The organism is Neobacillus sp. OS1-32 (genome assembly GCF_030915425.1).
Classification (GTDB): Bacteria; Bacillota; Bacilli; order Bacillales; family Cytobacillaceae; genus Neobacillus; species Neobacillus paridis.
On record NZ_CP133263.1, the window covers coordinates 3753856 to 3780009 of the forward strand.

General features: G+C 42.3%; 19 protein-coding genes. 13 read left to right on the forward strand and 6 right to left on the reverse strand.

Annotated features, from left to right (window positions below):
* Positions 1 to 6 precede the first annotated feature (6 nt).
* The 6 genes from RCG24_RS18530 (at position 7) to caiB (ending at position 8316) form a co-directional block, all read left to right on the forward strand.
* Positions 7 to 2070, forward strand: coding sequence for an FAD-dependent oxidoreductase (locus RCG24_RS18530; protein WP_308077708.1), 2064 nt, complete (start codon positions 7 to 9; stop codon positions 2068 to 2070).
* A 90-nt stretch (positions 2071 to 2160) separates the two neighbouring features.
* Positions 2161 to 2916 carry an enoyl-CoA hydratase/isomerase family protein gene (locus tag RCG24_RS18535; protein ID WP_308077709.1) on the forward strand — a complete coding sequence of 252 codons (756 nt, stop codon included), beginning with the start codon at positions 2161 to 2163 and terminating at the stop codon, positions 2914 to 2916.
* A 38-nt stretch (positions 2917 to 2954) separates the two neighbouring features.
* Entirely contained in the window at positions 2955 to 4232 is a 1278-nt protein-coding gene (locus RCG24_RS18540) for an MFS transporter (protein WP_308077710.1), read from the forward strand.
* A gap of 59 nt (positions 4233 to 4291) precedes the next feature.
* Positions 4292 to 5869, forward strand: a complete 1578-nt coding sequence (locus tag RCG24_RS18545; RefSeq protein WP_308077711.1) for a class I adenylate-forming enzyme family protein — start codon at positions 4292 to 4294, stop codon at positions 5867 to 5869.
* 28 nt (positions 5870 to 5897) lie between these two features.
* On the forward strand, positions 5898 to 7049 hold the full coding sequence (locus RCG24_RS18550; protein ID WP_308077712.1) for an acyl-CoA dehydrogenase: 1152 nt from the start codon (positions 5898 to 5900) through the stop codon (positions 7047 to 7049).
* 34 nt (positions 7050 to 7083) lie between these two features.
* Positions 7084 to 8316 carry an L-carnitine CoA-transferase gene (gene caiB / locus RCG24_RS18555; protein WP_308077713.1) on the forward strand — a complete coding sequence of 411 codons (1233 nt, stop codon included), beginning with the start codon at positions 7084 to 7086 and terminating at the stop codon, positions 8314 to 8316.
* Positions 8317 to 8701: 385 nt separating this feature from the next.
* Here the strand turns inward: caiB and RCG24_RS18560 are convergent, their stop codons facing one another.
* The 5 genes from RCG24_RS18560 to RCG24_RS18580 all read right to left on the reverse strand — a co-directional run bounded on the left by RCG24_RS18560 (position 8702) and on the right by RCG24_RS18580 (position 14311).
* Entirely contained in the window at positions 8702 to 9478 is a 777-nt protein-coding gene (locus RCG24_RS18560) for a TIGR03084 family metal-binding protein (RefSeq protein WP_308077714.1), read from the reverse strand.
* A gap of 104 nt (positions 9479 to 9582) precedes the next feature.
* Positions 9583 to 10443, reverse strand: a complete 861-nt coding sequence (locus RCG24_RS18565; protein WP_308077715.1) for a GNAT family N-acetyltransferase — start codon at positions 10441 to 10443, stop codon at positions 9583 to 9585.
* A 1-nt stretch (position 10444) separates the two neighbouring features.
* Positions 10445 to 11362 carry a DUF2156 domain-containing protein gene (locus RCG24_RS18570; RefSeq protein WP_308077716.1) on the reverse strand — a complete coding sequence of 306 codons (918 nt, stop codon included), beginning with the start codon at positions 11360 to 11362 and terminating at the stop codon, positions 10445 to 10447.
* Between the two features lie 409 nt (positions 11363 to 11771).
* Positions 11772 to 13025 (reverse strand): MFS transporter, encoded by a 1254-nt coding sequence (locus RCG24_RS18575; protein WP_308077717.1) that lies wholly within the window; start codon positions 13023 to 13025, stop codon positions 11772 to 11774.
* A 68-nt stretch (positions 13026 to 13093) separates the two neighbouring features.
* Positions 13094 to 14311 carry a CoA transferase gene (locus RCG24_RS18580; RefSeq protein ID WP_308077718.1) on the reverse strand — a complete coding sequence of 406 codons (1218 nt, stop codon included), beginning with the start codon at positions 14309 to 14311 and terminating at the stop codon, positions 13094 to 13096.
* Positions 14312 to 15155: 844 nt separating this feature from the next.
* Between RCG24_RS18580 and RCG24_RS18585 the strand changes: the two genes are divergently transcribed.
* The 5 genes from RCG24_RS18585 (at position 15156) to RCG24_RS18605 (ending at position 21663) form a co-directional block, all read left to right on the forward strand.
* Positions 15156 to 16124, forward strand: coding sequence for an SIS domain-containing protein (locus tag RCG24_RS18585; protein ID WP_308077719.1), 969 nt, complete (start codon positions 15156 to 15158; stop codon positions 16122 to 16124).
* Between the two features lie 18 nt (positions 16125 to 16142).
* On the forward strand, positions 16143 to 16961 hold the full coding sequence (locus RCG24_RS18590; protein ID WP_308077720.1) for a fructoselysine 6-kinase: 819 nt from the start codon (positions 16143 to 16145) through the stop codon (positions 16959 to 16961).
* Positions 16962 to 17049: 88 nt separating this feature from the next.
* Positions 17050 to 17769, forward strand: a complete 720-nt coding sequence (locus RCG24_RS18595; RefSeq protein ID WP_308077721.1) for a GntR family transcriptional regulator — start codon at positions 17050 to 17052, stop codon at positions 17767 to 17769.
* Between the two features lie 733 nt (positions 17770 to 18502).
* Complete coding sequence (locus tag RCG24_RS18600) at positions 18503 to 20125, forward strand: amidohydrolase (protein WP_308077722.1); 1623 nt, start codon at positions 18503 to 18505, stop codon at positions 20123 to 20125.
* Between the two features lie 65 nt (positions 20126 to 20190).
* Positions 20191 to 21663: a YfcC family protein gene (locus RCG24_RS18605; protein WP_308077723.1), complete on the forward strand. Its 1473-nt coding sequence runs from the start codon at positions 20191 to 20193 to the stop codon at positions 21661 to 21663.
* A gap of 104 nt (positions 21664 to 21767) precedes the next feature.
* Here RCG24_RS18605 and RCG24_RS18610 read toward each other — a convergent pair whose 3' ends face one another.
* On the reverse strand, positions 21768 to 23483 hold the full coding sequence (locus RCG24_RS18610; RefSeq protein ID WP_308077724.1) for a putative bifunctional diguanylate cyclase/phosphodiesterase: 1716 nt from the start codon (positions 23481 to 23483) through the stop codon (positions 21768 to 21770).
* 541 nt (positions 23484 to 24024) lie between these two features.
* On the opposite strand from RCG24_RS18610, the gene RCG24_RS18615 reads away from it, so the two are divergent.
* Both RCG24_RS18615 and RCG24_RS18620 read left to right on the forward strand, forming a co-directional pair.
* Positions 24025 to 24516: a zinc ribbon domain-containing protein gene (locus RCG24_RS18615; RefSeq protein ID WP_308077725.1), complete on the forward strand. Its 492-nt coding sequence runs from the start codon at positions 24025 to 24027 to the stop codon at positions 24514 to 24516.
* Between the two features lie 12 nt (positions 24517 to 24528).
* A complete protein-coding gene (locus tag RCG24_RS18620) occupies positions 24529 to 26145 on the forward strand; it encodes a double zinc ribbon domain-containing protein (protein WP_308077726.1) in 1617 nt (538 codons plus the stop codon).
* Positions 26146 to 26154 lie beyond the last annotated feature (9 nt).

Sequence of the window (26154 nt, forward strand, 5' to 3'; positions counted from 1 at the left end):
AGGAGAATGTCCCAATTTACCTTATTAAGTTCACCAATCCAAATCGGAAACCGCACATTAAAGAATAAATTGATGACAACATCCATGTCACCTGGACATGGTTATGTGTCCGATGATGGGAAACCTACACAAAGAATGCTAAATTATCTGGAAGAACGGGCAGCTGGACAAACCGCCTTAATATGTCAAACAGTAGCTTTCTTTTATCGAAAACCAGGGACCGGCCACCCTCTTCCCTTTGCTTACAATGATAGCCATATTGACGACCTGAAGAAGATGGCAGAAGTGGTTCAGAAGTATGAAGGTCTTCTGATTGGGCAGCCGTGGGCCGTTCATGATTGGAAACCTACGAATGAGGAAGAAGAGAAACCATGGGGTCCCTCTGAGACGGTGATTCTCAAAGGCATGAGACCGTTCACACCGATGACTAAAGAGCATATCGAAATGTTCAAGCATCAAATGGTCCAATGTTCCTTAATCTTGCAAAAAGCAGGATGGGATGGGGTAGAAGTGATGGCAGGAGTAGGCGGTATCATCAATCGCTTCATCTCTCCGGCAACTAATAATCGGACAGACGAATACGGTGGCTCGCTAGAAAATAGATGCCGTTTGGCAGTTGAAGTAATTGAAGCGATCAGGGAAGCGTGTGGCCCAGATTTCCTTATTCTCGTCAGATGGTCCCCTGTCGAATATGTTAAGGCTATTCAAGAAGGACATGGTATTGAAGAATCAATGAAGGTTGCTCCTATCTTGGAGAAGGCAGGCATCGATTTGCACAATTTAGCAGTCGGTTGGCATGAATCATCTGTGCCATTAACAACAAAAGATGTAGCTGATGGCCACTGGTCTTGGATTTCAGAAAAAATTAAAACAGTCACAACAAAACCGGTTGCTACAGGTTATCGGGAAACAAATCCTTATGTAATGGAAGAAATCCTAAAGCAAAAAAAAGCAGATATGATTGCTGGTCTTCGATACAGTATTGCCGATCCGGAATTTCCAAAAAAAATCATGGAAGACAGACCTGAAGATATTAATAAGTGTATCTGCTGCTGTCGATGCCTAGATGATGTTGTCAGTCAAGGAAAACCGCTGGAATACTGTGGTGTAAACCCTCGTCTTGGTCCTGAATTGGATACTCCGGTTCAGAAGACAAAAAAACGGAAACAAGTCATGGTGGTCGGAAGCGGACCTGCAGGGCTTTCAGCAGCAGTGACAGCTTCAAAGAGAGGCCACGATGTAACAATTTATGAAAGAGGTCCAAGAATAGGCGGATGCCTTGTAATGAGTGCGATATTCAGTCCTAGCTATGAACGCCTAAAAAAATATTATCAAACATATTTGGAAAAACATCCAGAGATAAAAGTAAAACTAAATACAACGGTCACACCTGAATTAGTCTATCAAGTACAACCTGATGTAGTAATTGTTGCTGTTGGGGGACATCCAATCTCCATCAATGTCCCTGGATCAGATGGACGAAATGTCGTTCAATCCCATGACTTTTTGGAAATGTTAAATGGAAAGCCACCTAAAAAACCGGGAATAGTTAATAAATTCATGTGGAATGCAGGCTCAGTCTTTTTGAAGTTCTTTTATACACCTGATTTGGCAAGAAAATTTATGAGCATTTCCCATTGGCCGTTAGGAAAGAGAATAGCTGTCATTGGTGGTGGACTGCCAGGTTGTGAACTTGGAAAAGAAATGATGCATCATAACCGGGAACTGGAAATCTTTGAGGAAAGGAAAAAAATTGGTTGGGATGTAGGGGGAAGCGAACGTTTCCATATTACATCAGCATTTAAGAAATCTCCTCATGTGAAATTGCACACACTTTCAAAAGTGAAAGAAATCACAGACAAAGGTGTCAAGGCTGTTGATAGTGAAGGGAAAGAAGTCTTTACTGAAGCGGATACAGTGGCTGTTACCCTTGGATTTGAACCGAATCTTGATTTGGCAACGGCTCTAAAAGAAAAAGTGGAGGAAGTTCATGTTATTGGTGACTGCAAAAGCCCAGCTCGGATGGCAGATGCAACAAAGGCAGGATACTTAGCAGGAGTGGCTCTATAAGCAAAAAGTGGGAAAAAATAATACACAAAAAGGGCAAGAAATCAGAGAGGTACGCGCCCTTAAAACATAATCAATAAAGGAGGGATAGACTTGAAAGACGTAATCTACAGTGATGTAAGAGAGGATGGCATTGCCTTTTTGGTCATCAATAAACCCCAGCGTAAAAATGCCATTGACGGAAATATGATGGATGTACTTTCGGAACAGTTACAACGCTTAAGCGATGACCCGGATGTACGTGTTATCATTCTCAAAGGAGAAGGGGAAAATTTTTCAGCTGGAGGAGACCTTAAACAAGGTGGCCCTGAAGGATTAACAATTGAACAAAGCCGCAAACTATTAAAGAAATATACACGAACAGTGAAAACGATTCAGCAAATATCCACACCAGTGATTGCTATGGTTGATGGCTATGCTGTCGGTGGCGGAATGAGCCTGGCTCTGGCTTGCGACATCATCTATGTTTCTGACCGGGTAAAATTTCTCCCTAACTTCCTTAAAGTTGGAATTATCCCGGAAATGGGGGCAATGATGTTTCTTCCCCAATTAATTGGACCTTACCGGGCGAAAGAACTTTGGTTCACAGGAAAAGTGGTGGATGCAGAAGAAGCTTACCGCCTTGGAATTGCCAACAAAATCTTCCCTGCTGATCAATTGGAAGTGGAAACATTAGCTTTGGCAAAAGAAATTGTCACATTATCCTATACTGCGGTGGAAATAACCAAAAAAATCACAAACGGAACGATGGGGCCAATACTCGATCTTGTATTGGAAGCTGAAACGACAGCATCACCATTTTGCACCCAAACAGAAGAATACAAATCGATGGCTGCTCGGCTAAATTAGAAAAAATCCTCACATCAATAAGGTTCGGGGTGAACAATATGAGCGGACAATTTAGTCGTTTAACACATGGAAAAATACACTATGCTTGGTGGATATTTGCAACTTGCTTTTTCGTTAATGCTTGTGTCATGGGGATTGTGGCAAATACTGCAGGGATATATCTGCAACCAGTTAGTGCAGAATTTGGATGGCCTTTGGCAAAAATGAATTTTTACTTAACTATTGTCCAAATTGTTATGACATTAACCTTGCCCATTGCCGGATATATAATTCCGAGAATTAATATCAAAATAGCAATCGGGGTTCCTGCATTACTAATGGGAGGCACTTATGCACTTAGCTCTTTGTTTCAGTCATTGACTGCCTGGTATATTGCCGGTATTGTCCTTGGAGCATGTTACGGATTCTTAATGTATGTACCTATTCCATTATTAATTAATAACTGGTTCAAGAAACATGTGGGAACTGTGCTAGGGTTAGTTGTAGCAGGTGCTAGCTTAATTGCTGCTTTTACTAATCCAATTGGAAGTATGCTCATTGTTGAGCATGGATGGAGGTTTGCCAGGGTAGTCTTGGGGGTGACCTCCCTCATCCTTTCTCTGCCTCTAATCATCTTGGTCCTACGCTACAAACCGGCTGACATTGGATTATTGCCATACGGTGCAGAAGATAAAATGGATAACACTGAGAAATCTGCTGCGGTAGAAGTGGGCATAGGCTCAAAGAAAGCATTTCGATCCCTTTCTTTTATCACGATCTTTTTGTTCTCAGGACTGCTTGTAATGACAGCATCTATGCTTCAGCAGGTCCCTGGATATGCCGTTTCACAAGGGATTCCTGCAACCGTTGGGGCGACGGGAGTTTCCTTTATTATGCTTGGTGGAATTATCGGAAAAATCATCCTAGGTGCATTGACAGATAAAATTGGCTTTGCAAAAACAGCGATACTGGCCTGTTTTTGTGGAATCGGCGGTGTCGCCCTCATCATGTCTGTGGGTAGCAATATTCCTTTGTTCTTGGCAGGTGCCAGTATTTTTGGCATTGCCTATGCATCGATTGTTATTATTCCCCCTATGGCAGTACGTGGAACATTCGGAACGAAAGACTATAGCCAAATTTATTCATGGATTACCGTGGCAAACGGGGCTTTCGGTGCCATCACACCGATAGGGGTCGGTTTGATTGTTGATATGACTGGCTCTTATAAATTGGCTTGGATTATTTGTTTATTCTCTTATGGAACAGTAATTCTTTTAACACTCTTGACAAAGGTGAGCAGCAGAAGTTACGCACCAAATTTTAAGAATCCGGCTTAGTGAAAGCTTGGCTCACAAATTGTGGGCAGACAAGGTGCTCGGCGAAGGGAGGAAATGATATGCCTTATAAAAACGTCGCCGAATTGTTACTGTTAAATACAAACCGTTTCCCGAAAAAAACAGCTATTGTCTACAAGGATCAAAGATTCACATATAGTGAGTTAAATCAAAGGGTTAATCAGATTGTTCATGCCCTTGAAGAACTTGGCGTCACACAAGGAGACAAGATAGGGTATATGCTCCCGAACTCCAATCAATTAGTCGAAGTGTATTTTGCAATTCAAAAAATGGGTGCTATCGCCGTTCCACTCAACAAATGTTTGATCCCTCGGGAAATGAAATTATTACTCAATACAAGTGAATGCAGTGTGTTGATATATACTGATAAATTTGCGGCTAAGGTTGAAGAAATCAGGAAGAACCTTGAGACCGTGAAGCTGTTTATTTGTTCGGGAAGGCAACAGGCTCCAGACCTTTGTCTGGAAGAAATACAAAGGAAAAGCAGCAGTGACGAGCCTTCTCTCTTTGAAAATGAACAGGCAATTTCCCGCATTCAATTTACCGGTGGAACGACGGGAATTCCGAAAGGCGTAATGAGAACTCATGCCAACGATTTAGCAGAGATTTTAAGTGTCATGATGTCGAGCAAGATGGGGGCAAATCCGAATGAAATCATCCTTATTCAGTGCCCGATGGAACATCATGGGGGACATAGCTGGTTTACTTCTGTCATCGGCACAGGAGCAACACTTATCATTTGTGATGCATTCAAAGAAGATGAGATTCTAAGCTTAATAGAACGGGAAAGAGTAACTTATCTCTTGTTGCTCCCGCCAAGCACTCACTTACGGCTATTGAATTCAACTAATTTTTCCAAATTTGATTTAAGTTCCGTTAAATTGGTTCAAAGTGCTGCGGGAGTAACAACACCGGAGATTATTAGACGGATCTACGCTGGTTATCCTAACTGCCAGATGAATTACGGGTGGGGGCAAACAGAAAGTGGAACCGGTTCTAGCCTTGTGCTTACTTTAGAAATGGCTGAAAAAGATTTGCCTGAAAGCAAAAGTATTGGCAAACCTATGCCTTTTCTTGAGATGAAGATTATTGATGAACAAAATCAGGAACTCCCTATTGGCGAAGTGGGCGAATGTATTGTTAGAGGTCCCTCAGTAATGACAGGCTATTATCATCTTCCTGAAGAAAATACGAAAGTCTTCTTGGAAGGAGGCTGGATGCGGACAGGGGATTTAATGAAAAAGGATGAAAAGGGCAATTTCTATTTAGTTTCCCGAAAGAAAGACATGATTAAATCAGGGGGAATTAATGTTTTTGCTGAGGAAGTATCCAGTTTGATTAGAAAACATCCGGCAGTTGAAGAATGCATCGTATTCGGTGTTCCAGATAAGATCCTAGGGGAAGCAGTAATGACTGTTGTTCAATTGCGGAAAGATCAACATTTAACTCTGAAAGAATTACAAGAATTTTGCAAGCAATTTTTATCCAGTTACAAAAAACCATTATATATGGACATTATAGATCAATTTCCAATGGATGATGCCGGAAAAATCCCCAAATACAAACTTATTGCAGAGTATAGGGAGAAGCTGCGCAAACAACCAGTGGGAACATATTGATAATAGTTCAACAGAAGGAGTGGAAAAAATGGATTTCAGAATTACTGAAGAACAGGAATTGTTATTGGAAAGTATTCGAGAAATTATGGCACGGGATTGCACAGAGGAATATATGAAGGAATGCTACGAAAAAGGAGATTACCCTACAAGATTTGAACAAGCCCTTGCCGAGAATGGCTTTAGCTTGCTAGGTGTTCCTGAGGAATACGGTGGCACCCCTGTAAATACAATGACAATGATGTTAGTTGCTGAGGAAATTACAAAGAATGGAGGACCTCACTTCGTCTTTGGACAAGCCCTTTCTATTGCTGATATGCTCGAATTTGGTTCAGATGAGCAGAAAAGAGATACCATGGAGGCAGTAAAGGCAGGTAAAGTTGCTTTCGTTCTTGGTTTTACTGAACCACAAGCTGGTTCTGACAGCAGTGCTATCGCCACCACTTTCAAACGGCGAAATGGAAAAGTCTATATTAATGGACACAAGACCTTCATGAGTAATGCTGCGAGGGCCCCATACATGCTATGCCTTGCACGCAACGCTGATGAAGCAGATAACCCAGACAAGAAAAATGCCTTTTCTATGTGGTGGGTTCCAATGGACGCCCCTGGTGTCAAAATTGAAAGAATCAAAAAAATCGGCTGGCATATGATTGACACATGCGAAGTCTACTTAGAAGAAGTGGAACTTGAGGAAAAGGATCTTGTAGGAGTGGAAGGGAACGGGTTCATGCAGGCAATGATCAATTTTGAAGTAGAGCGCCTGTACATTGCTGCATCACTGCTAGGAATGGCTGAGTGCGCCTTTGAAGACGCTGCCCGTTACGCCAATCAAAGGGTTCAATTCGGTCGCCCCATTGGAGCAAACCAGCTCATTCAGGAAAAAATCACTTATATGAAAATGAAAATCGAAAATATGAGAAACATGGTCTATAAATGTGCCTGGGAAATCGATAACGGAATTTCAGTGCAAATTTCATCCGCATTGGCAAAATTATATTGTGCCCAATCAGCTAATGAGGTCATTGATGATGCCATGCAAATCATGGGTGGAATTGGCTATACTAGCGATTGCCGGATTTCCCGCCTATGGGTCGATGGACGGGTACACCGTATTGGTGGAGGAACTGATGAAGTAATGATTCATATTGCAGGCCGGGCTATTTTGAAGGGATACAAGTAATTGATTGAGCAATCTTATTATTGGAGGGATAGGTATGGCCAAGAGAACAGAAATTCCCCAATTTGGAGTACTGTCAGGAGTAAAAGTAATCCACAATTCAGTTTCGATTGCAGGACCTTTTGCAGCAGAATTGTATGCTGATTATGGGGCTGATGTAGTATGGATTGAAAATCCAGCTGCTCCTGCAATGAATCGTGTTGGAACAGGAAACTCATGGCAACAAGATTCAAAGAACATGAGAAATATTTCGATGAATATTTTCAACGGAGAAGGCAAGGAAATCTTCCTGACAATGTTAAAGGATACGGACGTCTTTATTGAGGCATCTAAGGGAGGCCAATATAACCGTTTTGGGTTAAGTGACGAGGTGTTGTGGGAGCAAAATCCCCGCCTCGTGATTGTTCATATCTCAGGATTCGGCCAGACAGGAGAACCTGATTTTGTAAAGCGACCAAGTTATGACCCAATTGCACAAGCATTCGGAGGGTATATGGACATGAACGGATTTCCAGGGATGCCCTCGATGCCAACGAACCCATTGACAGCGGACTTTATTACTGCTTTGTTTGCCTTTGGAACATCTGTAGCTGCCCTCATGAAAAGCAGGGAGACAGGAAAAGGAGAAAGTATTGACCTAGCCCAATATGAGCTGCTCATGCGTACCCAATCCCGCTACCCAATGGATTATATTAGAAATGGTCAGAAATTCGTCAAAGAGGGAAGTCATAGCAACTTCTTTGCTGGATATGGAACGTACACTTGCAAGGACGGAAAAGAAGTATATCTCTTATATTTGGGCAATGGGGTATTAAAGAAAGGATTGCCTTTCATGGGAGTTGAATATGGAAATACTGAAGTCCCTGAAGGAAGCTCTGTAGTCAATCTTGATTCATCCGCTGGCCAAAAGCTAGAAGGGAACATCAAATCTTTCTGTGAACAGCATACAGCAGAAGAAGCTGAGAAAGCATTCATCGATGCAGGAGTCCCATGCTCAAGGATTATGAAATATGAAGACTGCCTCACCCATCCTCAATATTTAGCGAGAGAGGTATTTACAGAATGGGAGGCTGCAAATGGCCAAAAGGTGAAAGGGGTCAATATATTTCCTAAGTTTAAAAACAGTCCAGGGAAAATTTGGCGGGGTGCCCCTAATATCGGAATGGATAATGACGATGTTTTAGTAGAGTTAGGATTATCACAACAGGAAATTCAATCTTTATACGAAAAGGGTATCATAACACGGAAAGATTACATTGATCATTTATAGACTCGTAGAATCTAAAACGGAAACATTCGTCGGACAGGCTGCCAGACTGGCAGTCTTTTTTTCATAGAACCGATTTTGAGCTTATGAGGAAATAGAAAGAGCTATGCCAGGAAAGACCTGCTGCAAAGGATTCAACGACGGACAGGAAGTTATCATTCGGAGGGTTGGTAGGGGACGTAATTATTATCATAAGATATCGGCAGTAGAAATTATCACCGCTAGAAAGGTATCGAATATTGGAGTAGCTAATTGAGAAGTCTACCAAAGGTGAGGTAGGCTTCCATTTCTTTGCGGATTTTTTGACTGATTGCTTAACACTAGCTGTAGTTGAAAAAAGAGCTGTCTATAAGTGATGGGCACTTGAGGACAGCTCTCATTTGTTTATTTAGCGTTGGCGCTTTGGTTCTGGGGCCTTTTCAGCTGGGCCAGCAAAGCATTGAACAACAGAAGCATAGCGACGGGCCTCATCACCCACAACTTCTAGCTCAGTATCCATCCAGTGTCTTCGCCGAATCGAAACCAATGCCCATTCTTTGGCGGTGCCTTTAATATAATTGTCAGCAGTAGGATCACCCTTTGTCCAAATCTCTCCTGAAGGTAATTGGAGTTCAAGATACATAGGTGTATCTGGAAGATCAAAATCATTGATCCGGTAAGCAAAAGGGCGTGCTTGCCAAGATAGGAATAAAGTGCTTGTAATGCGGTCTTCGACAACTGGGTCTAATCCAAGGGCGTCATAGATATCTACTGAATGGGCCCATAGTTCCATAAGTCTCGCAGATGCGAGGGATTTTGCTGACATAGGCATTCCAGGAGCCCAAGGGATTCGGTCCTTCGGATTCATATCATAGAATGTAGCAGTCATCTGAGTCCGTTCTTCTCTCCACCATGCCAAAACTTCCTTACCTGACATATACCTGAACTTTGTAGCACGAACATATTCATCCTGCTCAGCTTCCGGTGTAATGGCCATGAGATCCTCAGCGCCCCCACGCATGAGTTTGTTTGCACAGTAATCATAGAATGCAATATGAATAATTGCATCCTTGATGTCCCATTTTTCAACAGGGACATCGATAAGCCACTGTTCCTCCGTAAGTTTGTTTACAAGGGTATCCACTTGCACTTGTTCGGCTACTAAATCATTAATAATGTCTTTCATTAAATGTGCTCCTTTCTACTATTTTACGACCCATCCTCGTAAATTCGAAAGGAATACCTGTCAATACTATTATACAATAATCCTTTAATAAGGAATGTGTCCATTTAATTAAACATAAGATTCATATATCCCCATAGATTAGGAATATTCTTAGTTGTGAAGAATTTTATGCATCCAATCGGGTATGTTTGCTCTAAGGCCAAATGAGGCGGAACAATCGTACTTATTTTCGGCTGTTTGTAAAGGCAGGATAATTTTTGTCCAAGGGTGCGAATAGCCTGAACATCAACCCCGCATCCTTCCTGGATAAAAGGAATTCCTCCATTTAAGCCAACAAAGGCATAAGCCATGGACCGTCCGTCATTTTTCAAGAGGAATACCTTTCCCCCCGTGGCTGTAAAGAGATGGATCTGTTTTTCCCAGTATGTTTTATCTCTAATAATGACTCCATTGTAATTCATTACGCTTTGTTCATAGATGCTGGCTAAAGATGGAATGTCTTGTTCTCTCGCTGTCTTAATCTGAGTCTGGTCAGATGCGTCATTGGAGACTACGTCTATTAAACTTGCATAGAAGCCTTTCCTATAGCCAAACTTCTCGTATAAAGCAAACAGTGTCTCCTCCTGGGGGATAAGAATAGAGGCAAAGTTGCCCCGTAATTTTCCAAGTTGGAAGGAGAAGTCCATTAAATCTGCCATCATTCCTTTATGCCGATAATCGGGGTGAGTGCAGACACCGTACACATACTGAACCGGATAGTTTTTATTATTGATTGTAAGTTGATATGGGTAAACCTGAAGCATAGAACAGATAGTATGATTAACACAGTACAATAAAGTATGGTCATAGGAAAAAACATACTTAAAAAACCAAGCGTCAAATCTCCCATCATCAGGAAAGCATAGCTTCCATAAGGCTTGTATTTGGTTACGGTCTTCTTGGTCTGCAAAGCGAATGTTATTCACCTTAACCATCTCCCTTTACTGTTGCCATATATTTATATGCGATGAAGGCGGGATAATAAGAAAGTTTGGCTTTTCTGAGACCTGCAACTCCTAAATCTTCCTCCCGGTTAATCCACGTCACATGCTGGCAATTTGCCATTGCAAACTGTTGGTTAATCATTTGGTAAGAACCACTGATATTGGAATCGGCCTTCTCAAAGTGCACGATAACCTGATCTTTTTTGCTCTTGCTCTGGGAGCCGATGGAGAAAGCAATGATTTCACCATTTAGGCGTAGCAATCCACCTTGAAGTTCTAAAGCAGCATAGTGTTGAAAGGCGTGTTTCAAAGCCTTCTTTTCATCAAATATGGAGCCCGCCTCCTTACGGTCTGCATTATTCTCGAACCACTTGTGGCAATAATCTTTTACCTCTTCGAGGTTTTCAAGAGTGATATCTTCATATCTCCATGAATCCCTATACATTTTCATGAAGTGGTTAATATGGTTTTTCTTACTGTGGTATTTATTCCCTTTTAGAGAAATCATATCATTGCTTTCATAAACATAATCAGCTTGATCTCGCAAATTTGTAAAATTATATTTGTTTGGAAAGGTAGTTTCAAGCGCCTCTTTTATCTCCCTTGAGATAGCTGTTATCTTGAGTGGAATATCTCTTATTGCCGCATCCACAGAGAGTATTTTCAAAGCATGTTGTAAATTTCCGCGACCGATTGGAAATATATACATGGGTGTTTTTTGCGGGTAGGAGACAACGGTTAGAAATAAGAACTGATCCTTTATACAAAATTTAGTTTGATACATGTCTTTCCAAAGAAACATATCCACAAAGGAATGGTCACATAGGTAGGATCCCAAATTATCTAAGTATGAATTGATTTCATCCATGTCTTCAATAGTAATTGGTTTGAAATCAAGCATGTTATAGCCCCTTTCTCAGCCAATCCATTTGTGAAATTCATCGGATATCCTTAGCAGCACTATTTAATCCACCATAACGGGCATAAGGCCCCACCTTTTATTTACAAAACAAGGAAGATGGAAGGGGAAACGCCCGTTAAAAACCTACGAAGGATCGGGTTTGTCTAGGTCAAATAAGTTAACGACGTGGTGGAACAATTGTAAACCGTTTAGATGACAACAGTGGGATAGCAAATATCCCAATTAGTGATGCTTCACTTTATTTGAGGATGGCACTGGTTTCGTATCTCTGTTCATATAAAAAGAAAAAACACCTACTATGACTTCCTTCAGAATTCGAAGATTAATCATTTATTAATAGGTGTATTTTCTCGTTAATCAGAGAACGTCATTGCTCATTGTTTTCTATTTAGGCAGCGTGTTGACTTGCATTTTGTTTCTGCATTCTTCTACCCATTGCTAGGATCGTTGGGATAAGAATAGCAGCTACAATATATCCTGCAATAACAATGATAAAACCTAAATTGAAGGATTTGGTAACATCATAGATTTGAGCGTATAATAATGGTGCCAAGGCACTAAAGATGAAAATTCCAGCAGTTACGTAAGAATAGATTTGGCTGTAGTCTTTAGGACCAAATGAATCCTTTGTTACCATTGGACAAACAAGTGTTAATCCAGAGTAACCACCACCGAATATCCCCATTCCAATGTAGAAGAGAACGGCATTCCCACTACCTCCAGCAAAAAAGGCTAAGGCGATTCCTGCGGCCCCACAAATGGTACTGAAGAATCCCATGACTTTTGAACCGAAGGCATCGTTTACAATACCTAGAACGAATTTTCCAACAATACCGCCGACCATGACGATGGAAACAGCCATCGCTCCTGCAGCAGCACCAAGTGAGCCTGTTGCAGCATAGCTTGGAATTTGTTGGAAGAAGGAAGCGTTAAGGCAGAATAATCCTGCTAATAAGATAAGTAGGTAAAATGCCGGGCTCTTAATAACTTTTCCGAAGCTGACACCTGTGTCTTCTGGTGCAATAGCATTTTTTTGATTTTTTCCAGTTTCTTCATAACCATACGGTTTTAGACCTATTTCTGATGGAGATTTCTTGACTAATAGTGTCAATGGCAATGCAATGACAAGTGTCACAATACCAAGGATAATACGAGTTGTTCTCCAGCCGTATGAAACGATTAGGGCATTTCCTACAGGGCTGGCAATCGCTGCAAAGATACTTAATGCTGCACCAGTAATTCCAAGAGCGAGACCAGCTTTTTTGGAAAACCAGTTATTAACTAACCAAGGAGTTGGAATGTACATAAAGAATCCCGCTGTAATCCCATAGATAACTCCGAAGGCATTCCAAGCAAGAACTGAGTGTGCTTGTGAGGTGGCAATAAAAGCTACACAAAAGACAACCACACAGGTAGCTAGAATTAACTTTGGATTGTATTTTTGCAATACTTTACCAGCAATTGGCTGAATGACAGCTGCTACAAGTGGGAAGATGGTTAGATACATGGAAGCTTCTGTTCGTGTCCAACCCATTTCATCCATTACAGGTGTAAGGAAAATCCCGGCTGTATTACATAAGACCCCTGTAACAAGTGCATAAAATCCAATACTAGCCATCAATATTTTCCAACCATAGTGCATAATTAACGCTCCTTTACTTTTTCATATTTTAATAGGTTTTTGCCTACATAAAACAAAACATTGGTTGGTTATTTCGTAGGAGGATTCATAATACCTTTTTCATAAAATGCTTGAATTTCTTCATCTGTATAGCCGAACTCATGCATAACATCTTCATTATCAATCCCATATTTTGGACCACCCCGAAAGATTTGTCCTGGGTTATTCTTGAACTTAGGAATAAGGTTAATGCCTTTAATTTTTCTATCTGTAACCTCGTCATACCATTCGGTAATGGTTTCCCGGGCTTGATAATGTGGATGCTCAAGCATATCTTTATAAGTCAAAATTTTACTGCACGGAACCTTCAATTCAGACATAATATTTGCCACTTCATCAACGGTTCGCTCTAGACAAAAATCTTCTAACGCTTTAACAAACTTTTTAGCTCTTTTTGGTTGCTGCCTGGTGATTGTTTGGATGGGCCCTTGGAAGTCTGGGTCATTTTCAAATCCTAATAACTTAATAAGTCTTCCAACTGGTCCAGCACCACCGACTGCGATAAAGATCCAACCGTCCTTGCATCTTTCTGTTCCATTACATGCCCCTGTGATATCGTGGTTGCCCATCCTGGGATATTGAATGCCCTTGTTCAATCCATCAGACATGTAGTTAGCTTGTAGTCTTGCCAATGATTCATATTGGGTAACGTCAATGCTTTCCCCTTTCCCTGTTTCCCTTGACCGGATGACAGCTGCTAGGCAGGCCCATGCTCCAAATAGGCCAGTAATGTAATCGCCTGTATATGGTTTTACAGCATAGGGTGGGTTAGGCTCTGGCATTCCGTTAATGGCCATGAACCCACTGAAGGCTTGTCCAATACTGTCAAAGGATGGAAGAGAAACATAGTCGGGATGACCTGTTTGCCCAAATCCTGAGATGTGAACAATGACAAGAGCAGGATTTGCTTCCCATAATACTTCGTCAGAAAGTCCCCATTTATCCCAAGTGCCACCCTTTGAGGACTCTACTAGAACGTCTGCATCTTTAACCATGCGCAATAATATTTCTTTTCCTTCTGGCGTGGGAATATTAAGTGAAACCATTCTCTGGTTTCTTCTTTCCACTGACCAGGCATCTCCAAAATTTCGGAACATATCCGGCACTCTTGTACTTTCAAGCTCAATTACGTCCGCCCCTTGTTCAGCGAGTAAGCCACATAGAAAAGGCCCGGCAACAACTGATGCAGCATTAATCACTCTTAAGTTTTGCAGATTTCCGAATTTCGGGATTTCATTTTTTTTCATTTAATCAACTCCTTTACTCTGCTACTGTCATAAGAAAAATTGTTTGGCACTTGACATCTATATTAGAAGCAAACCGTGTGCCAAACTCAAAAATAGACGGTGTTTATTTGGAATGGTTCATAAATAGTTCAATATTTCACAAATAAAATACCGAATAATTCCAGAACCTAGAAGGATTCATCGTCTTAAGAATATATTTTTCTAGACGAACACACTCAATTGATCTCATTAGTTAAAAAGATTTGTAACAAAGTGTTCCACTGATTACAGAATGCTCAAACTGTGGGACAAGTGGAGGACAACAACGAGGAGACATGTAGAGACCATTGAAGAGTCCCCTGTTTATAAGGACAGAGACCTTCTTTTTTTGCAACTGCTAGAAAAGGGGATTCTGTCTACTGGTTGAAATACTAGATAAGTTTCCAAGTCATTTTTTCTGCCGGGGCGTAAAATTGATGATTAGAAAGTCAAAAAAGATGGAGTTCTACCCTAATAGGTTTTCATGAGAACAGACAGGTAATGAAGATAGTTGGATTTGGCTTCATAAAGCGTTCATGAGAACAGTAATCCCGGAAAAGAGTTGTGGAAAGTTCTCATAAGGCGTTCATGGGAACAAAACACCGAGGAAAGGGCGGTTGAGAGTTCTCATCAGCCATCTATGAGAATATAAGCCAAGGAAAAAGCAGCTGCAGGTTCTCATAAACCAGATCAAAGGCACACTACCGTTTTTTTCACCCAAACGACACAAATTTGCCATTGACGAAGGTGATGGAAGCGTTTATATTAAGAGTGTAATAATAATACGTTATATAACGTTATATAAAAAACAAAAGGAGTGTCTCCAATGAACGTAGTTAATGTCATCAACGAAATCAATTCTCAGACCGAACAGGGGATTACCGAGGTATACCTGGTTGCCTGTGGCGGATCTTTAGTAGATATGTACCCGGCAAAATACTTCCTTGAAAGCGAAGCGAAAAAGGTTGTGACCGGTTTATATACCGCAAACGAATTTGTTCATGCGACGCCAAAGCGTTTGAATCAAGATTCTCTTGTGATTGTCTGCTCTCATGGCGGCAACACGGCAGAATCAGTCAATGCAGCAAAAGTGGCGAAAGAACATGGTGCCCATACGATTGGCCTGACCCATAACAAAGACGCTGCCTTGAATGAACATTCCGATTATGTATTTTTGTATGAGTGGGGCAAGGACAGCGATGTCAAAAATAATCCAATGGCGATCATCCTCCAATTAGTGGTTGAGGTTCTTAACGTAACGGAAGGATATGCCCATTACGAGGCATTCCAAAGCGGCATCGAAAAAATCAATGGCATTATACAAAAAGGCGAGCAGCAGGTTGCCGACCGTACAAAAGAATTTGCCGAAAAATACAAAGATGAAGAGCTGTTTTATGTTTTATCCAGCGGTGCATCCTATGGACATGCCTACGGTTTTGCGATTTGTTCCCTGATGGAAATGCAATGGCTTAATGCGGCTTCGATTCATTCGGGCGAATATTTCCATGGACCGTTTGAAGTCACCGATAAAGAAACACCGTTTATTTTGCTGATGAATGAAGGACGGACACGGGCATTGGATGAACGGGCGAAAACATTCCTCCTTGAATACGGTGAAAAAGTCGAAATTGTCGATGCCAAAGAGTTAGGTATTAACACGATTGCCGATGAAGTGGTGGAATTTTTCAATCCAATTTTATTTTATAGCATTATGTGTGTGTATCGGGAGGCATTGGCTGAAGTGCGCAATCATCCATTAGAAACTCGCCGCTATATGGGGAAAGTATCATACTAAAAATAGAGGGTGAATGATATGGTTAAAGTAATAGGGATCGGTGATAATGTCGTAGATAAATATGTTCATATTAAAACGATGTACCCGGGCGGAAATGCCTTGAACTTCAGTGTGTTTGCAAAAAAATTAGGCTTTGAAGCGGCGTTTATCGGAACATTCGGTGATGATGCCGAGGCCGAGCATGTTCAGCGTGTGGTCAATGAAATCGGCATCGATGTCTCGCATTGCCGTCATTTTAGCGGAGAAAATGGCTGTGCCCGCGTTACCTTGGAGGATGGCGACCGGGTTTTCCTCGGCAGTAATGATGGCGGGGTGACACGTGAACATTTACTGGAGCTGACAGAAGACGATAAAGCCTATATTCAAGAATTTTCGCTTATCCATACAGGGCTGTACAGTCATACGGGCCATATTTTAACAGAACTAAGCGCTCTCGGAGTGCCGCTATCATTTGACTTTTCCGATGATTTCCAGCAGGAACAGATTGACCAATTTATTTCTGATGTCAATTATGGCTTTTTCTCCTGCAGTCACTTGTCTGAAGAAGAGGCCAAACAATTATTAAAGGCCAATTTTGCAAAAGAGGGGCAAATTCTCTTGGCAACCCGCGGCAGTGAGCCGGCGATTGCCTTCGACGGGGCAAACTACTATTATCAAGCTCCGGAATATGTCAAAGCCGTGGACACAATGGGAGCGGGCGATTCGTTTATTACTGCGTTTCTGCTTTCTTTGATCACAGGTCATGACATTCAAACAGCGATGAAGGAGGCGGCCGGGTTTGCGGCGAAGAGCTGTCTTGTAGAAGGATCGTTTGGCTATGGTGTGCGCTATCAGTAACATGATTGGTTCCTTCTTGTGATAGAACGAAAGCTCTGGTACTCTTTTCATAAGAGTAGATAACGTTTTAAACAAGAAGGGGAACATAATGTTAAACGCGGACCATCAAGAACCATTATATATTCAATTGAAAAAAGCCATTCAAGCTGCCATTTTAAATGATCAATTTCAGCAGGGGGAAAAAATCCCCACTGAAGTGGAATTAAGTGAGCGGTACGATGTTAGCCGAATTACCGTCCGTAAAGCGGTCGAAGAGCTGGTTAAGGAAGGTTACTTAGTGAAGCGGCAAGGAAAAGGTACGTTTGTCAGCCTTCGAAAAATTGACCGCAAAATCGAATTTGATCATGTCATGGGCTTTACCGCAGCCTGCCAAGCTAATGGCCTAAGCTCGCACAGCATCGTGACGAAAAAAGAACTGATCAAGCCTGATGCTGCTCTTCGTCAGCTGCTGCAATTGGCGAAGGATGAAAAGGTGCTCTATATTCAGAGGAAAAGATATGCTGGCGATGCCCCGCTGATGCTGGAAAATAACTATTATCCCGGTACCCGCTTTCGCTTTCTGCTGGAGGAGGCGTTGGAGGGGTCACTCTATGATTTGCTGCGGGAAAAGTATGGAATCAGTCCGGAGCAATCGGGAAAAACCACTTTAGAAATCGTGTTAGCCGATGAAGAAAAGGCTCAGCTGCTGGAAACATCGATTGGGAAGCCTTTGTTCTTGATGAAGACAGTTATATTTGACCAAAACAACGATCCGGTACATGTCGGCAAACAGTATATTATCGGTGACCGCTATCAGTTTACGTTGTAGTTAATGATGTTTTGAATAAGCGCGGGATTAGCGCACACTCGGCGTTGTTGGAGCCCGAGCGATGGAAAGTTGAGTTGTTTCGGTCCCCAATAGGCTGGATAGGCGCCCGGACGGTCAAAAATTTAAGCAGTTTAGTCACCAATAAATAGTATAGGCGCCCGCGCGGCTGATAATTTGATCAGTTCGGTCCCCAATAGACGTTGTTGGAGCCCGCGTGATGGAAATCTGAGTTGCCTTGGTCACCAATAGCTCTGTTGGGCGCCCGGACGGCCAAAAATTTGAGCAGTTTAGTCACCAATAAGCAGTATAGGCGCCCGCACGCTCGAAAATTTATGTTGTCCGGTCACCAATGCTCAGTGTTGGAGACCGAGCGACCAAAAATTTAATCAGTAAGGTCACCAATAGACCGGATAGGTGCCCGAGCGCGGGAAAATTTGTGCCGCCCTGGTCGACAATAGCATCGATCAGCATAACGTTCCATATCGTTATGCTAAACTAAATCTATTTTTTCAAAAATGACAGCGTTTTAATAAAGGAGATCATCATATGCCTCATATAAAACGTCAACAAATTGCGGGAATGAATATTCACTATCTGTTCTATTCACTGGATTAATACGGGAAAGGGGGCTGGTGTCCGAATCAGTACCTAAATATTCCTAAAAGTATTTCTAAATAGTAGCAAGGCTGAACTATCTATGCTTTACCATTACCAATAGGAAGAAGTTGCTTGTATGACAAATACTGTATCGGATGAGACGCTGCAACATACCGAGGCTGCAAATAGCCGAGCGGCAGACATTGTCCTAATTTCAAATCATATTTTTTCAAGCGAGCCGGATGCAGAAGAACCGTTTGCTGGGTTTATTGCGATTCAAGGCAACAAAATTGCCGCTGTTGGCGCACAAGATGAGGCTCAGCAATGGATTGGTCAGGAAACAAAGGTGTACCAACTCGGGGAACAGCTTGTGATGCCGGGCATTCATGACAACCATGTGTTTTTCACCGGATACATGTCGATGCATCGAGGTGTCGATTTATCAGGCACCACAACGGTTGAGGAAGCATTGCAGCGGTTGATCGAGTCCGCCGTTATCCTCGATTCGGAACAAAATCTGTATGCCTATGGTTGGGATCAGGAAACTTGGGGTGGCAAACCGGAACAGCGCCTCCTTGATGAAGCTTTTCCGAACAGGCCGGTGATTGCCATTAACCGCACGAAAAGCTTTGTTTGGATGAATCAAAAGGCGATCGACCAATATCATTTTACACCGGAAAATTGCAGTGCCGAGGCAAGGGCCCATTTATTAAAAGACATGCTGCAGGACCAGAAGCAAGTGAAGCAGGAATTCCTGGACTTCTGTCGGCTGCTGGCATCCCGTGGGGTCACCTCAATTAAGGATATTGGGTTTGATCAATATGACCTGCTACCGGTATTAACCGAGCTAAAATCGGAAGAGCGCCTGCCATTAAGGGTCCACTTTGCCTTGGAACCTGTCTTGGAACCTCTTAATCTCGAAGTCGGGCAAACCTATCAAGCCCAATATTGCGATGACCACCTCCATTTTCAAGGTTTTAAAATAATGATCGATGGTGTCGTCGCTGACCATACCGGCGATATGCTCGAGCCATATGCCGACATGCCCGGAGTCAAAAGTTTACTGGATATTGATTATCAAAAGATTGAAGAGTTGGTGTTACAGGCGGACAAGCTGGGGCTCAAATGCTGTTTGACTGCGGAGGGCGACGCGGCCATTCGCCAGGCAGTATCCATTTTGGAAAAATGTCGCCAAGTCAATGGTCAGCATGATGTCCGCCATTCGCTTAGCGATCTAGAGTTTCCTCATCCGGACGATTTAAAGCGAATGGGTGAGCTGGGGGTATTTGCTGAGGTTTATGCCCAAGTGCTGCTGCTGAATCCTTCGTATCAGGAGGCTTATATGGCAGCGGTTGTCGGAAAGGAAAAAGAACATCGCTTTTACGATTATCGCGCGATGCTGGATGCAGGGATTACGGTTACCGCCGGAACCGATTTGCCGCTGTTCATTACCAGTGTTCCGGATTCTATTTATGCCGCTAACAAGCGCTTGTTCCCTGATGGCTCACCAGAGGGAGGCTGGTTCCCGGAGCGGGGCATGCCGATCCCGGAGCTTCTAAAAGCATGGACGATTAACGGGGCGAAGCATCATCAGATGGAGGACCAAACGGGCTCGCTTTCGGTCGGGAAATATGCCGATCTTGCCGTGTTTGACCGGAATTTATTTACCACTGATGCCTCCGAAGTCCGCGCTGCCAAGGTGGTTTTGACGATTGCTGATGGAAAAATTGTTTATGATCTCATAAAAGAGAACGAATGAAAGTGTTTCTTAGTTTTCGGTAATACGTTATAAAACGTTATTTTAAAAGGAAATGGGGAACTGCCATGGAAGCAAATCAATTGCAAGCAACATTCGAGGAAAAACAGCCACAAAAAACGGAAAAACGAAAAAAATGGACGCTGCCACATAGCTACACACTTATTTTTCTGATTATAATTGCTGTCGCCCTGTTGACCTGGATTATTCCGAGCGGTCAATTTGACCGTAAAGATGTAACCGTCGACGGAACAACAAGAAGTGTCATTGTTCCGGGAACATTCCACACCATCCCGAAAACAGGAGAAAATGGTGATTTACGCCAAGGTCTTTCAGGCATCCTTAGCGCACCGATGGAAGGTGTCATCAATGCCGCTGATGTCGTCGCCTTTGTGTTGGTTGTCGGTGGAGCATTTGGGATTATTTTAAAAACAGGTGCGATAGACAGGGGACTGGTCGCCCTTGCCGGCAGATTGAAAAATAAAGGGATTCTCGTCATCCCGATTGCGATGATTATTTTCAGCTTAGGTGGATCAACGTTTGGGATGAGTGAAGAAACCATCCCGCTTTATGCCATCTTTATTTCATTAATGTATGTTCTACAATTTGATTCGATCACGGCGATTCTGATTCTATTTTTAGGGACGCAAATCGGCTATGTCGGTTCGACACTCAATCCGTTTTCCGTCCTGATTGCTCAGGGCGTGTCCGGAATTGAAGGAAATCCGCAATTATGGCTGCGCTTTATCGAGTGGATTGTCTTCACCGGAGTTTCAATTGCGTTTACGATGTGGTACGCCAACAGAGTACGGAAGCATCCGGAGAAGTCGGTTGTTTATAAAAATGACCTGGAAAACCGTGACCGCTTCATCAAAGCCGATGATGGGCAGGATATTACTTTCTCTTTCAGAGATAAATTGATTTTGTCAGGGTTTGTCGTTGCACTTGGCTTAATTGTTTGGGGCATTCTTGCTAAAGGCTGGTATATGACAGAAATCGGTGCAATTTTTGTCGCCTTAGGTTTATTTGCCGGTATTGTTGCGAAAATGAATCAAAAGGAAATGGCCGAGAACTTTGTTCAAGGCTGCGCCGACTTCATCTACGCGGCTGTGATTATTGGACTGGCCCGTGGAATCCTTGTAATTGCTGATAACGGGATGATCATTGATACTATTTTGAATACATTGGCCGGCTGGATGCAGGGACTGCCGAAATTTGCTTTTACCACCATCATGCTGCTGGCTCATAATCTGATTACCTTCTTTGTTCCATCGTCATCAGGCGAGGCTGCCCTAACGATGCCAGTCATGGCTCCATTAGCGGAGCTCGTCGGGATTAACCGCGAAGCAGCGGTTACCGCCTACCAATTTGGTAACGGGTTAACGAACCTTATTTCGCCAACCGGCGGTGTGCTGTTAGCAGGCTTAGCCATTGCCCGCATCAGCTTTGGCCAATGGCTGAAATTAATCATGAAGCTTTTCCCGATCCTCTGGGTCATCGCAGCCATTTTCGGAGCTATCTCCGCTTATGTTGGGATGTAAGTAACGCTGGCTTTCAAAGCGTAGAGAATTAGGCTTATGTAAAAAATAAATCTAGTACAAAAAAGTAGGGAGCAACGTCTCTCTACTTTTTTATGTATTTCTTTTTACTCATAACTGTAGTGTTTCACCAAATTATCTTCTAAAAATTTGCTGAAGTCTTCTGATGCCATTGGCTTGGCGATATAATATCCCTGAATTTCATTACAGCCCATTTCGCCTAACACGCGAAGCTGGTCATCGGTTTCGACACCCTCGGCGACGACTTTAAAGTCTAAGGATTGGGCCAAAGAAATAATCGAACGAATGATGGCGGCATCTTGATGATTGAAAAAAATATCCTTTATAAAGGAACGGTCGATTTTTAAAAAGTTAATTGGAAGGGATTTAATATAACTTAAAGACGAGTATCCGGTTCCAAAATCATCCAATGAAATGGTGACACCAAATTGCTGTAAATGCTCTAATTTTTGAATCGTGTCTTCAATATTGTAAAGCGCAATTCTTTCGGTAATTTCCAGATTCAGGGACTGAGGCTGGAGGGAGTTTTCCCTGATAATTTGTTCGATCATTTTTGTGAAATCGTTTTGTAAAAATTGGATACTGGAGATATTGACGCAAACATGCAAATCAGAATACCCCATCTTCTGCCATTCCAAGACTTGCCGGCTGGCTTCTTCCAAAACCCATTTTCCGATCGGAATAATTAAACCAGTCTCCTCGGCAACCGGGATAAATTCATCCGGGGAAACATTCCCCAAAACAGGATCGTTCCATCTTAACAGCGCCTCTAAGCCGGTAATTTGATTTAAATGCAAGTCGAACTTCGGCTGGTAAAAAACTTTCAGCCGCTTCTCCTCCAACGCTTTGCGTAATCCTTGCTCCAGTAACAGCCGGCGATTGGCTGCTTCAACAAATTTCGCACTATAAAACTGATATTTGTTGCGACCTGTCTCTTTGGCAAAATGCAAAGAAGAACTTGCTTTTTGTAAAGAAACCTCGAGCGAATCTTCCTCTTGAATATGGACAATTCCGATGCTAGCAGACAGGCGGATTTCTATTTTTCCAAAATGAATCGGCTTTGAAAATTCCATTAATATTCGATTTGCTAATTCTTTTGCCTGGTCAGGGAGTGTTTCCGGCAGGTAAAGGATGAAATCGTCGCCCCCTGATCGTACAGCAGTACCGCCTGGTTCTATCAAAGACAGCAGCTTTTCGGCAACGAGTTTAAGTATCTGATCACCAAATGGGTGCCCATAGGAATCATTGATCAGTTTAAACCGGTCCAAATTAAAGAACATTAAACAAGCGGGTATTCTGTTTATCTTATTCTCTTCGAACTGTTTCGTTAAACGGTGGCTAAAATAATTCAAATTATATAGTCCGGCTAAGGAATCGTGAAAGGCGATATATTCCAAGTCTGCCTTTGCTTCTCCTAATTGCCGTTCCAGCTCCTTTTGCCTCCCCAGTTCCCGATTATTCCGCTTCACAAGTTGACCGACAATAACCGTAATTAGGACATTAACCAAAATCAGCTCTGCTAACGTGATTAGTCCTTGACTGACAATCCCGCTAGGTTGAAGTGATTCAGTCAAAAGAAAGAGCAGCGAACCTGCCCCTGTTGAAAGAATTCCATATTTACTGCCATGTAAAAAAGTTAAAAACAATGTTGGAATTAAGTAAAGAAACCAAAGGATATTATGAAAATAAAGGTCATTAAAGTCTATTAAATCCAACAGAGCAGGAAAACCATAAAATAGGATGATAAATAGCCATGTTTTCACAGGAACTTTGAAGAGTTGAATGGATAGGAAATTTGACATTTTGGCAACCCTCCTTAGGGGAATAGCTCAGCAATTACCTCTAAGGGTAAAAATTTCCTCAGCTTATGTCGAAAGTATATGAAGTTTGCAGAATAATGTCAACGATTGTCACGGACCTAACACAAAATGTTCAAAGTAACATTGGCGTAACTTCGGCTCAATTTAGCGCCCCACACCGCCACTTCTAACAAAATTTGTTGTTTCATATATTAATAGGAAAGTACAGATGGAGGTGGTTGGGGGATGCTAAGCGGCATGGATATTTTGTACAAGAATGATCTTTTAGAGACCATTATTATGTTGTCCCCTTCAAAATCCCTCATTTAACGGATTATTTTCTTGAAAAAATATCACGGCTAAATAATTTTCCAATATAACATTATTCAACTTCTGAAAAGTCCATTTTTGTTGCAGTACATGGGGCATCCGAATGTAATTTATTTTCTTAAAATAGAAATAATTTATGAATTATCAGTCTAAATGCCTAAAAATATGGTAAATTAGTAATTGGATTTTATTTTTAGAATAGGAGGAATGGAACATGAGTAATTTACAGACGAAACTTGGGGGCAGCATAAATAAAATCCAAGATTCCCTGCAACAAGGGAAGCAGAAGTTTCAGACTGTTCAGGAAATGGGCCAGTATAAAAAGGAGATTCAGGACATTTCCGCAGCGCGGAGCAGTCTGATTTTAAAACTGGGAGAAGAAGCTTATCAAAAAATTCGTACCGGTGAACTTTCAGATTCGAAACTTCACGGTTATGTTGTTGATATTGCAAATCTAGACAGCCAAATCTATCAAGCACAAAAGGCGCTGGAAGAGTTAAATCAAAAAAGCGCCACCAAAACATGCACAAACTGTGGGGCAACAATTGATCATGATGATAAGTTCTGCGGATACTGCGGCCAAAAGCAGGAAACGGCCACTGATATGAAGGGACAAGCTGAACTGGTCAGTTGTCCGACATGTGAAGAACAAATCCCCGCAAATGGCAGCTTCTGTCCTTGCTGCGGCAGCCGTCTGGTTTTGTAGGAGGTTTATAGGATGTATTGTAAAAGCTGTGGGGCAGAAAATCCTGCATCTGCCAATTATTGCTCCCACGACGGGGCCTTTTTGAAAAATCATAATGTAAAATATCGGAAACAAGAGCAAAGCTCCAACTATTGTCCCCAATGTGGGGGAACGGTTTCGACCCTCGCAAACTATTGTCAACATTGTGGTCAAAGCTTGGGAAAGTATGTAACTGAAAAAAGTAATACTCCAACCATCATGAAGGATCCAACAAGACTCACACCGACAATGCCGAAGCTGGGAAAATGGCCTTCCATAAGTTTTCAACAGATCAAAACAACGGTTATTCCGGCTCTGCTGGCTATTGTGATTGTTTTTGCCATTTCCTTTTTCATGATGAAATCAACGGAAAAGCTGTATAGCAACCTGATGAATGAAGCCATGTCGGATTCTGAGATCTCCAATTTGGTTGGTTCGGATGTCAAACTGCTTACGGGTAAATTTATTGGTGTGACCGATATCATGATGATGGCGAACCTGCAAAATCCCAACCTTACCGTAAAGGCAGGAGGGGACTTGGGCTTTGATGAGGGAAGTTTTTCCGTTGATGCACTGGCGAAAAACGGTTATTTGCTCTATTTATTGATTCCGTTTATTGGTTTGTTTGCCGCAGGGATGGTTGCCGGCCGGAAAACAAGGGGAGAGGATTTAGCCAGACGCCTCACTGACGCCGCAGGGATCGCGATTATTTATGCGCTTGTCTGCACGGTCATTTCTTTCTTTGCCGGATTCTCGCACGAGGTCAATATGAGCCAGATGGGAATGAAATTTTCTCTTAGCATTGATACCCATTATTCCTTTTTCAGAACACTGCTGATGACGTTATTGATCGGCTTTTTATTTAGCGGTTTTGGAATCTTGTTTTCTACTAATTTTAGAAAAATCACCGGGCATCTTAGCGGGAAGCTTCCGTTTGGAGAGTCCATCCACCAGGCAATTGCCGTACCGTTTAGAGGCATTCTCATTTTCTCAGTGATCATTTTTGCGATGTTAGTAAGTCAAGTTGCCAAACTTAAAGAGGAATTAGGCTTTGAATTGGATGGTACGCCATTAGAAGAGCTGTTGAACAAAAGCTATTCGCTGATTGCCGCTTCGTCCGTTCAATTGGGGACCTATTTGTGGAATTTGCTTCATTTTGCCTCGTTGACTTTTAGCGGAGGAGAGGATAAGAATACGGGCTCGATTTCATATCATTTTTTATCCGGATTCCACTTAAAAGGCGAAGCTGCTGATTCCGATTTTGAAGCGATTGCCAGCTTGATGGCAACGAATGACGTTGGAATGTATTTAAAGTTTGCTCTTATTATTCCAATCATCTTGCTGGTTTGGGCGGGATTCCGCATCGCCAAACAGCCGAATGTGGTTAAGAATCTGGTTATTTTCAGCGCTGTGTATGCGGTTATTATGATGGGACTGGCCTCGTTCTCCGACATTGGTTTTTCTCTCACCAGCGTGGACAATGGGGATCCTTACAGCATGTCGATGATGCTCGGATTTAGTCCATTTAGCACCTTAATTTTCAGTTTTATATTTTCCTTTATTTGCGCCTATGCTGGTACATGGCTTTATAAACTCCGGATGAAGCAATAGGAAGCAAGT

Excerpts from the sequence above, each read along its gene's own strand:
- RCG24_RS18530 (WP_308077708.1), top strand. The coding sequence starts at position 7 with ATGTCCCAATTTACCTTATTAAGTTCACCAATCCAAATCGGAAACCGC.
- RCG24_RS18540 (WP_308077710.1), top strand. The coding sequence starts at position 2,955 with ATGAGCGGACAATTTAGTCGTTTAACACATGGAAAAATACACTATGCT.
- RCG24_RS18545 (WP_308077711.1), top strand. The coding sequence starts at position 4,292 with ATGCCTTATAAAAACGTCGCCGAATTGTTACTGTTAAATACAAACCGT.
- RCG24_RS18550 (WP_308077712.1), top strand. The coding sequence starts at position 5,898 with ATGGATTTCAGAATTACTGAAGAACAGGAATTGTTATTGGAAAGTATT.
- caiB (WP_308077713.1), top strand. The coding sequence starts at position 7,084 with ATGGCCAAGAGAACAGAAATTCCCCAATTTGGAGTACTGTCAGGAGTA.
- RCG24_RS18560 (WP_308077714.1), bottom strand. The coding sequence starts at position 9,478 with ATGAAAGACATTATTAATGATTTAGTAGCCGAACAAGTGCAAGTGGAT.
- RCG24_RS18570 (WP_308077716.1), bottom strand. The coding sequence starts at position 11,362 with ATGCTTGATTTCAAACCAATTACTATTGAAGACATGGATGAAATCAAT.
- RCG24_RS18575 (WP_308077717.1), bottom strand. The coding sequence starts at position 13,025 with ATGCACTATGGTTGGAAAATATTGATGGCTAGTATTGGATTTTATGCA.
- RCG24_RS18580 (WP_308077718.1), bottom strand. The coding sequence starts at position 14,311 with ATGAAAAAAAATGAAATCCCGAAATTCGGAAATCTGCAAAACTTAAGA.
- RCG24_RS18585 (WP_308077719.1), top strand. The coding sequence starts at position 15,156 with ATGAACGTAGTTAATGTCATCAACGAAATCAATTCTCAGACCGAACAG.
- RCG24_RS18590 (WP_308077720.1), top strand. The coding sequence starts at position 16,143 with ATGGTTAAAGTAATAGGGATCGGTGATAATGTCGTAGATAAATATGTT.
- RCG24_RS18595 (WP_308077721.1), top strand. The coding sequence starts at position 17,050 with ATGTTAAACGCGGACCATCAAGAACCATTATATATTCAATTGAAAAAA.
- RCG24_RS18600 (WP_308077722.1), top strand. The coding sequence starts at position 18,503 with ATGACAAATACTGTATCGGATGAGACGCTGCAACATACCGAGGCTGCA.
- RCG24_RS18605 (WP_308077723.1), top strand. The coding sequence starts at position 20,191 with ATGGAAGCAAATCAATTGCAAGCAACATTCGAGGAAAAACAGCCACAA.
- RCG24_RS18610 (WP_308077724.1), bottom strand. The coding sequence starts at position 23,483 with ATGTCAAATTTCCTATCCATTCAACTCTTCAAAGTTCCTGTGAAAACA.
- RCG24_RS18615 (WP_308077725.1), top strand. The coding sequence starts at position 24,025 with ATGAGTAATTTACAGACGAAACTTGGGGGCAGCATAAATAAAATCCAA.
- RCG24_RS18620 (WP_308077726.1), top strand. The coding sequence starts at position 24,529 with ATGTATTGTAAAAGCTGTGGGGCAGAAAATCCTGCATCTGCCAATTAT.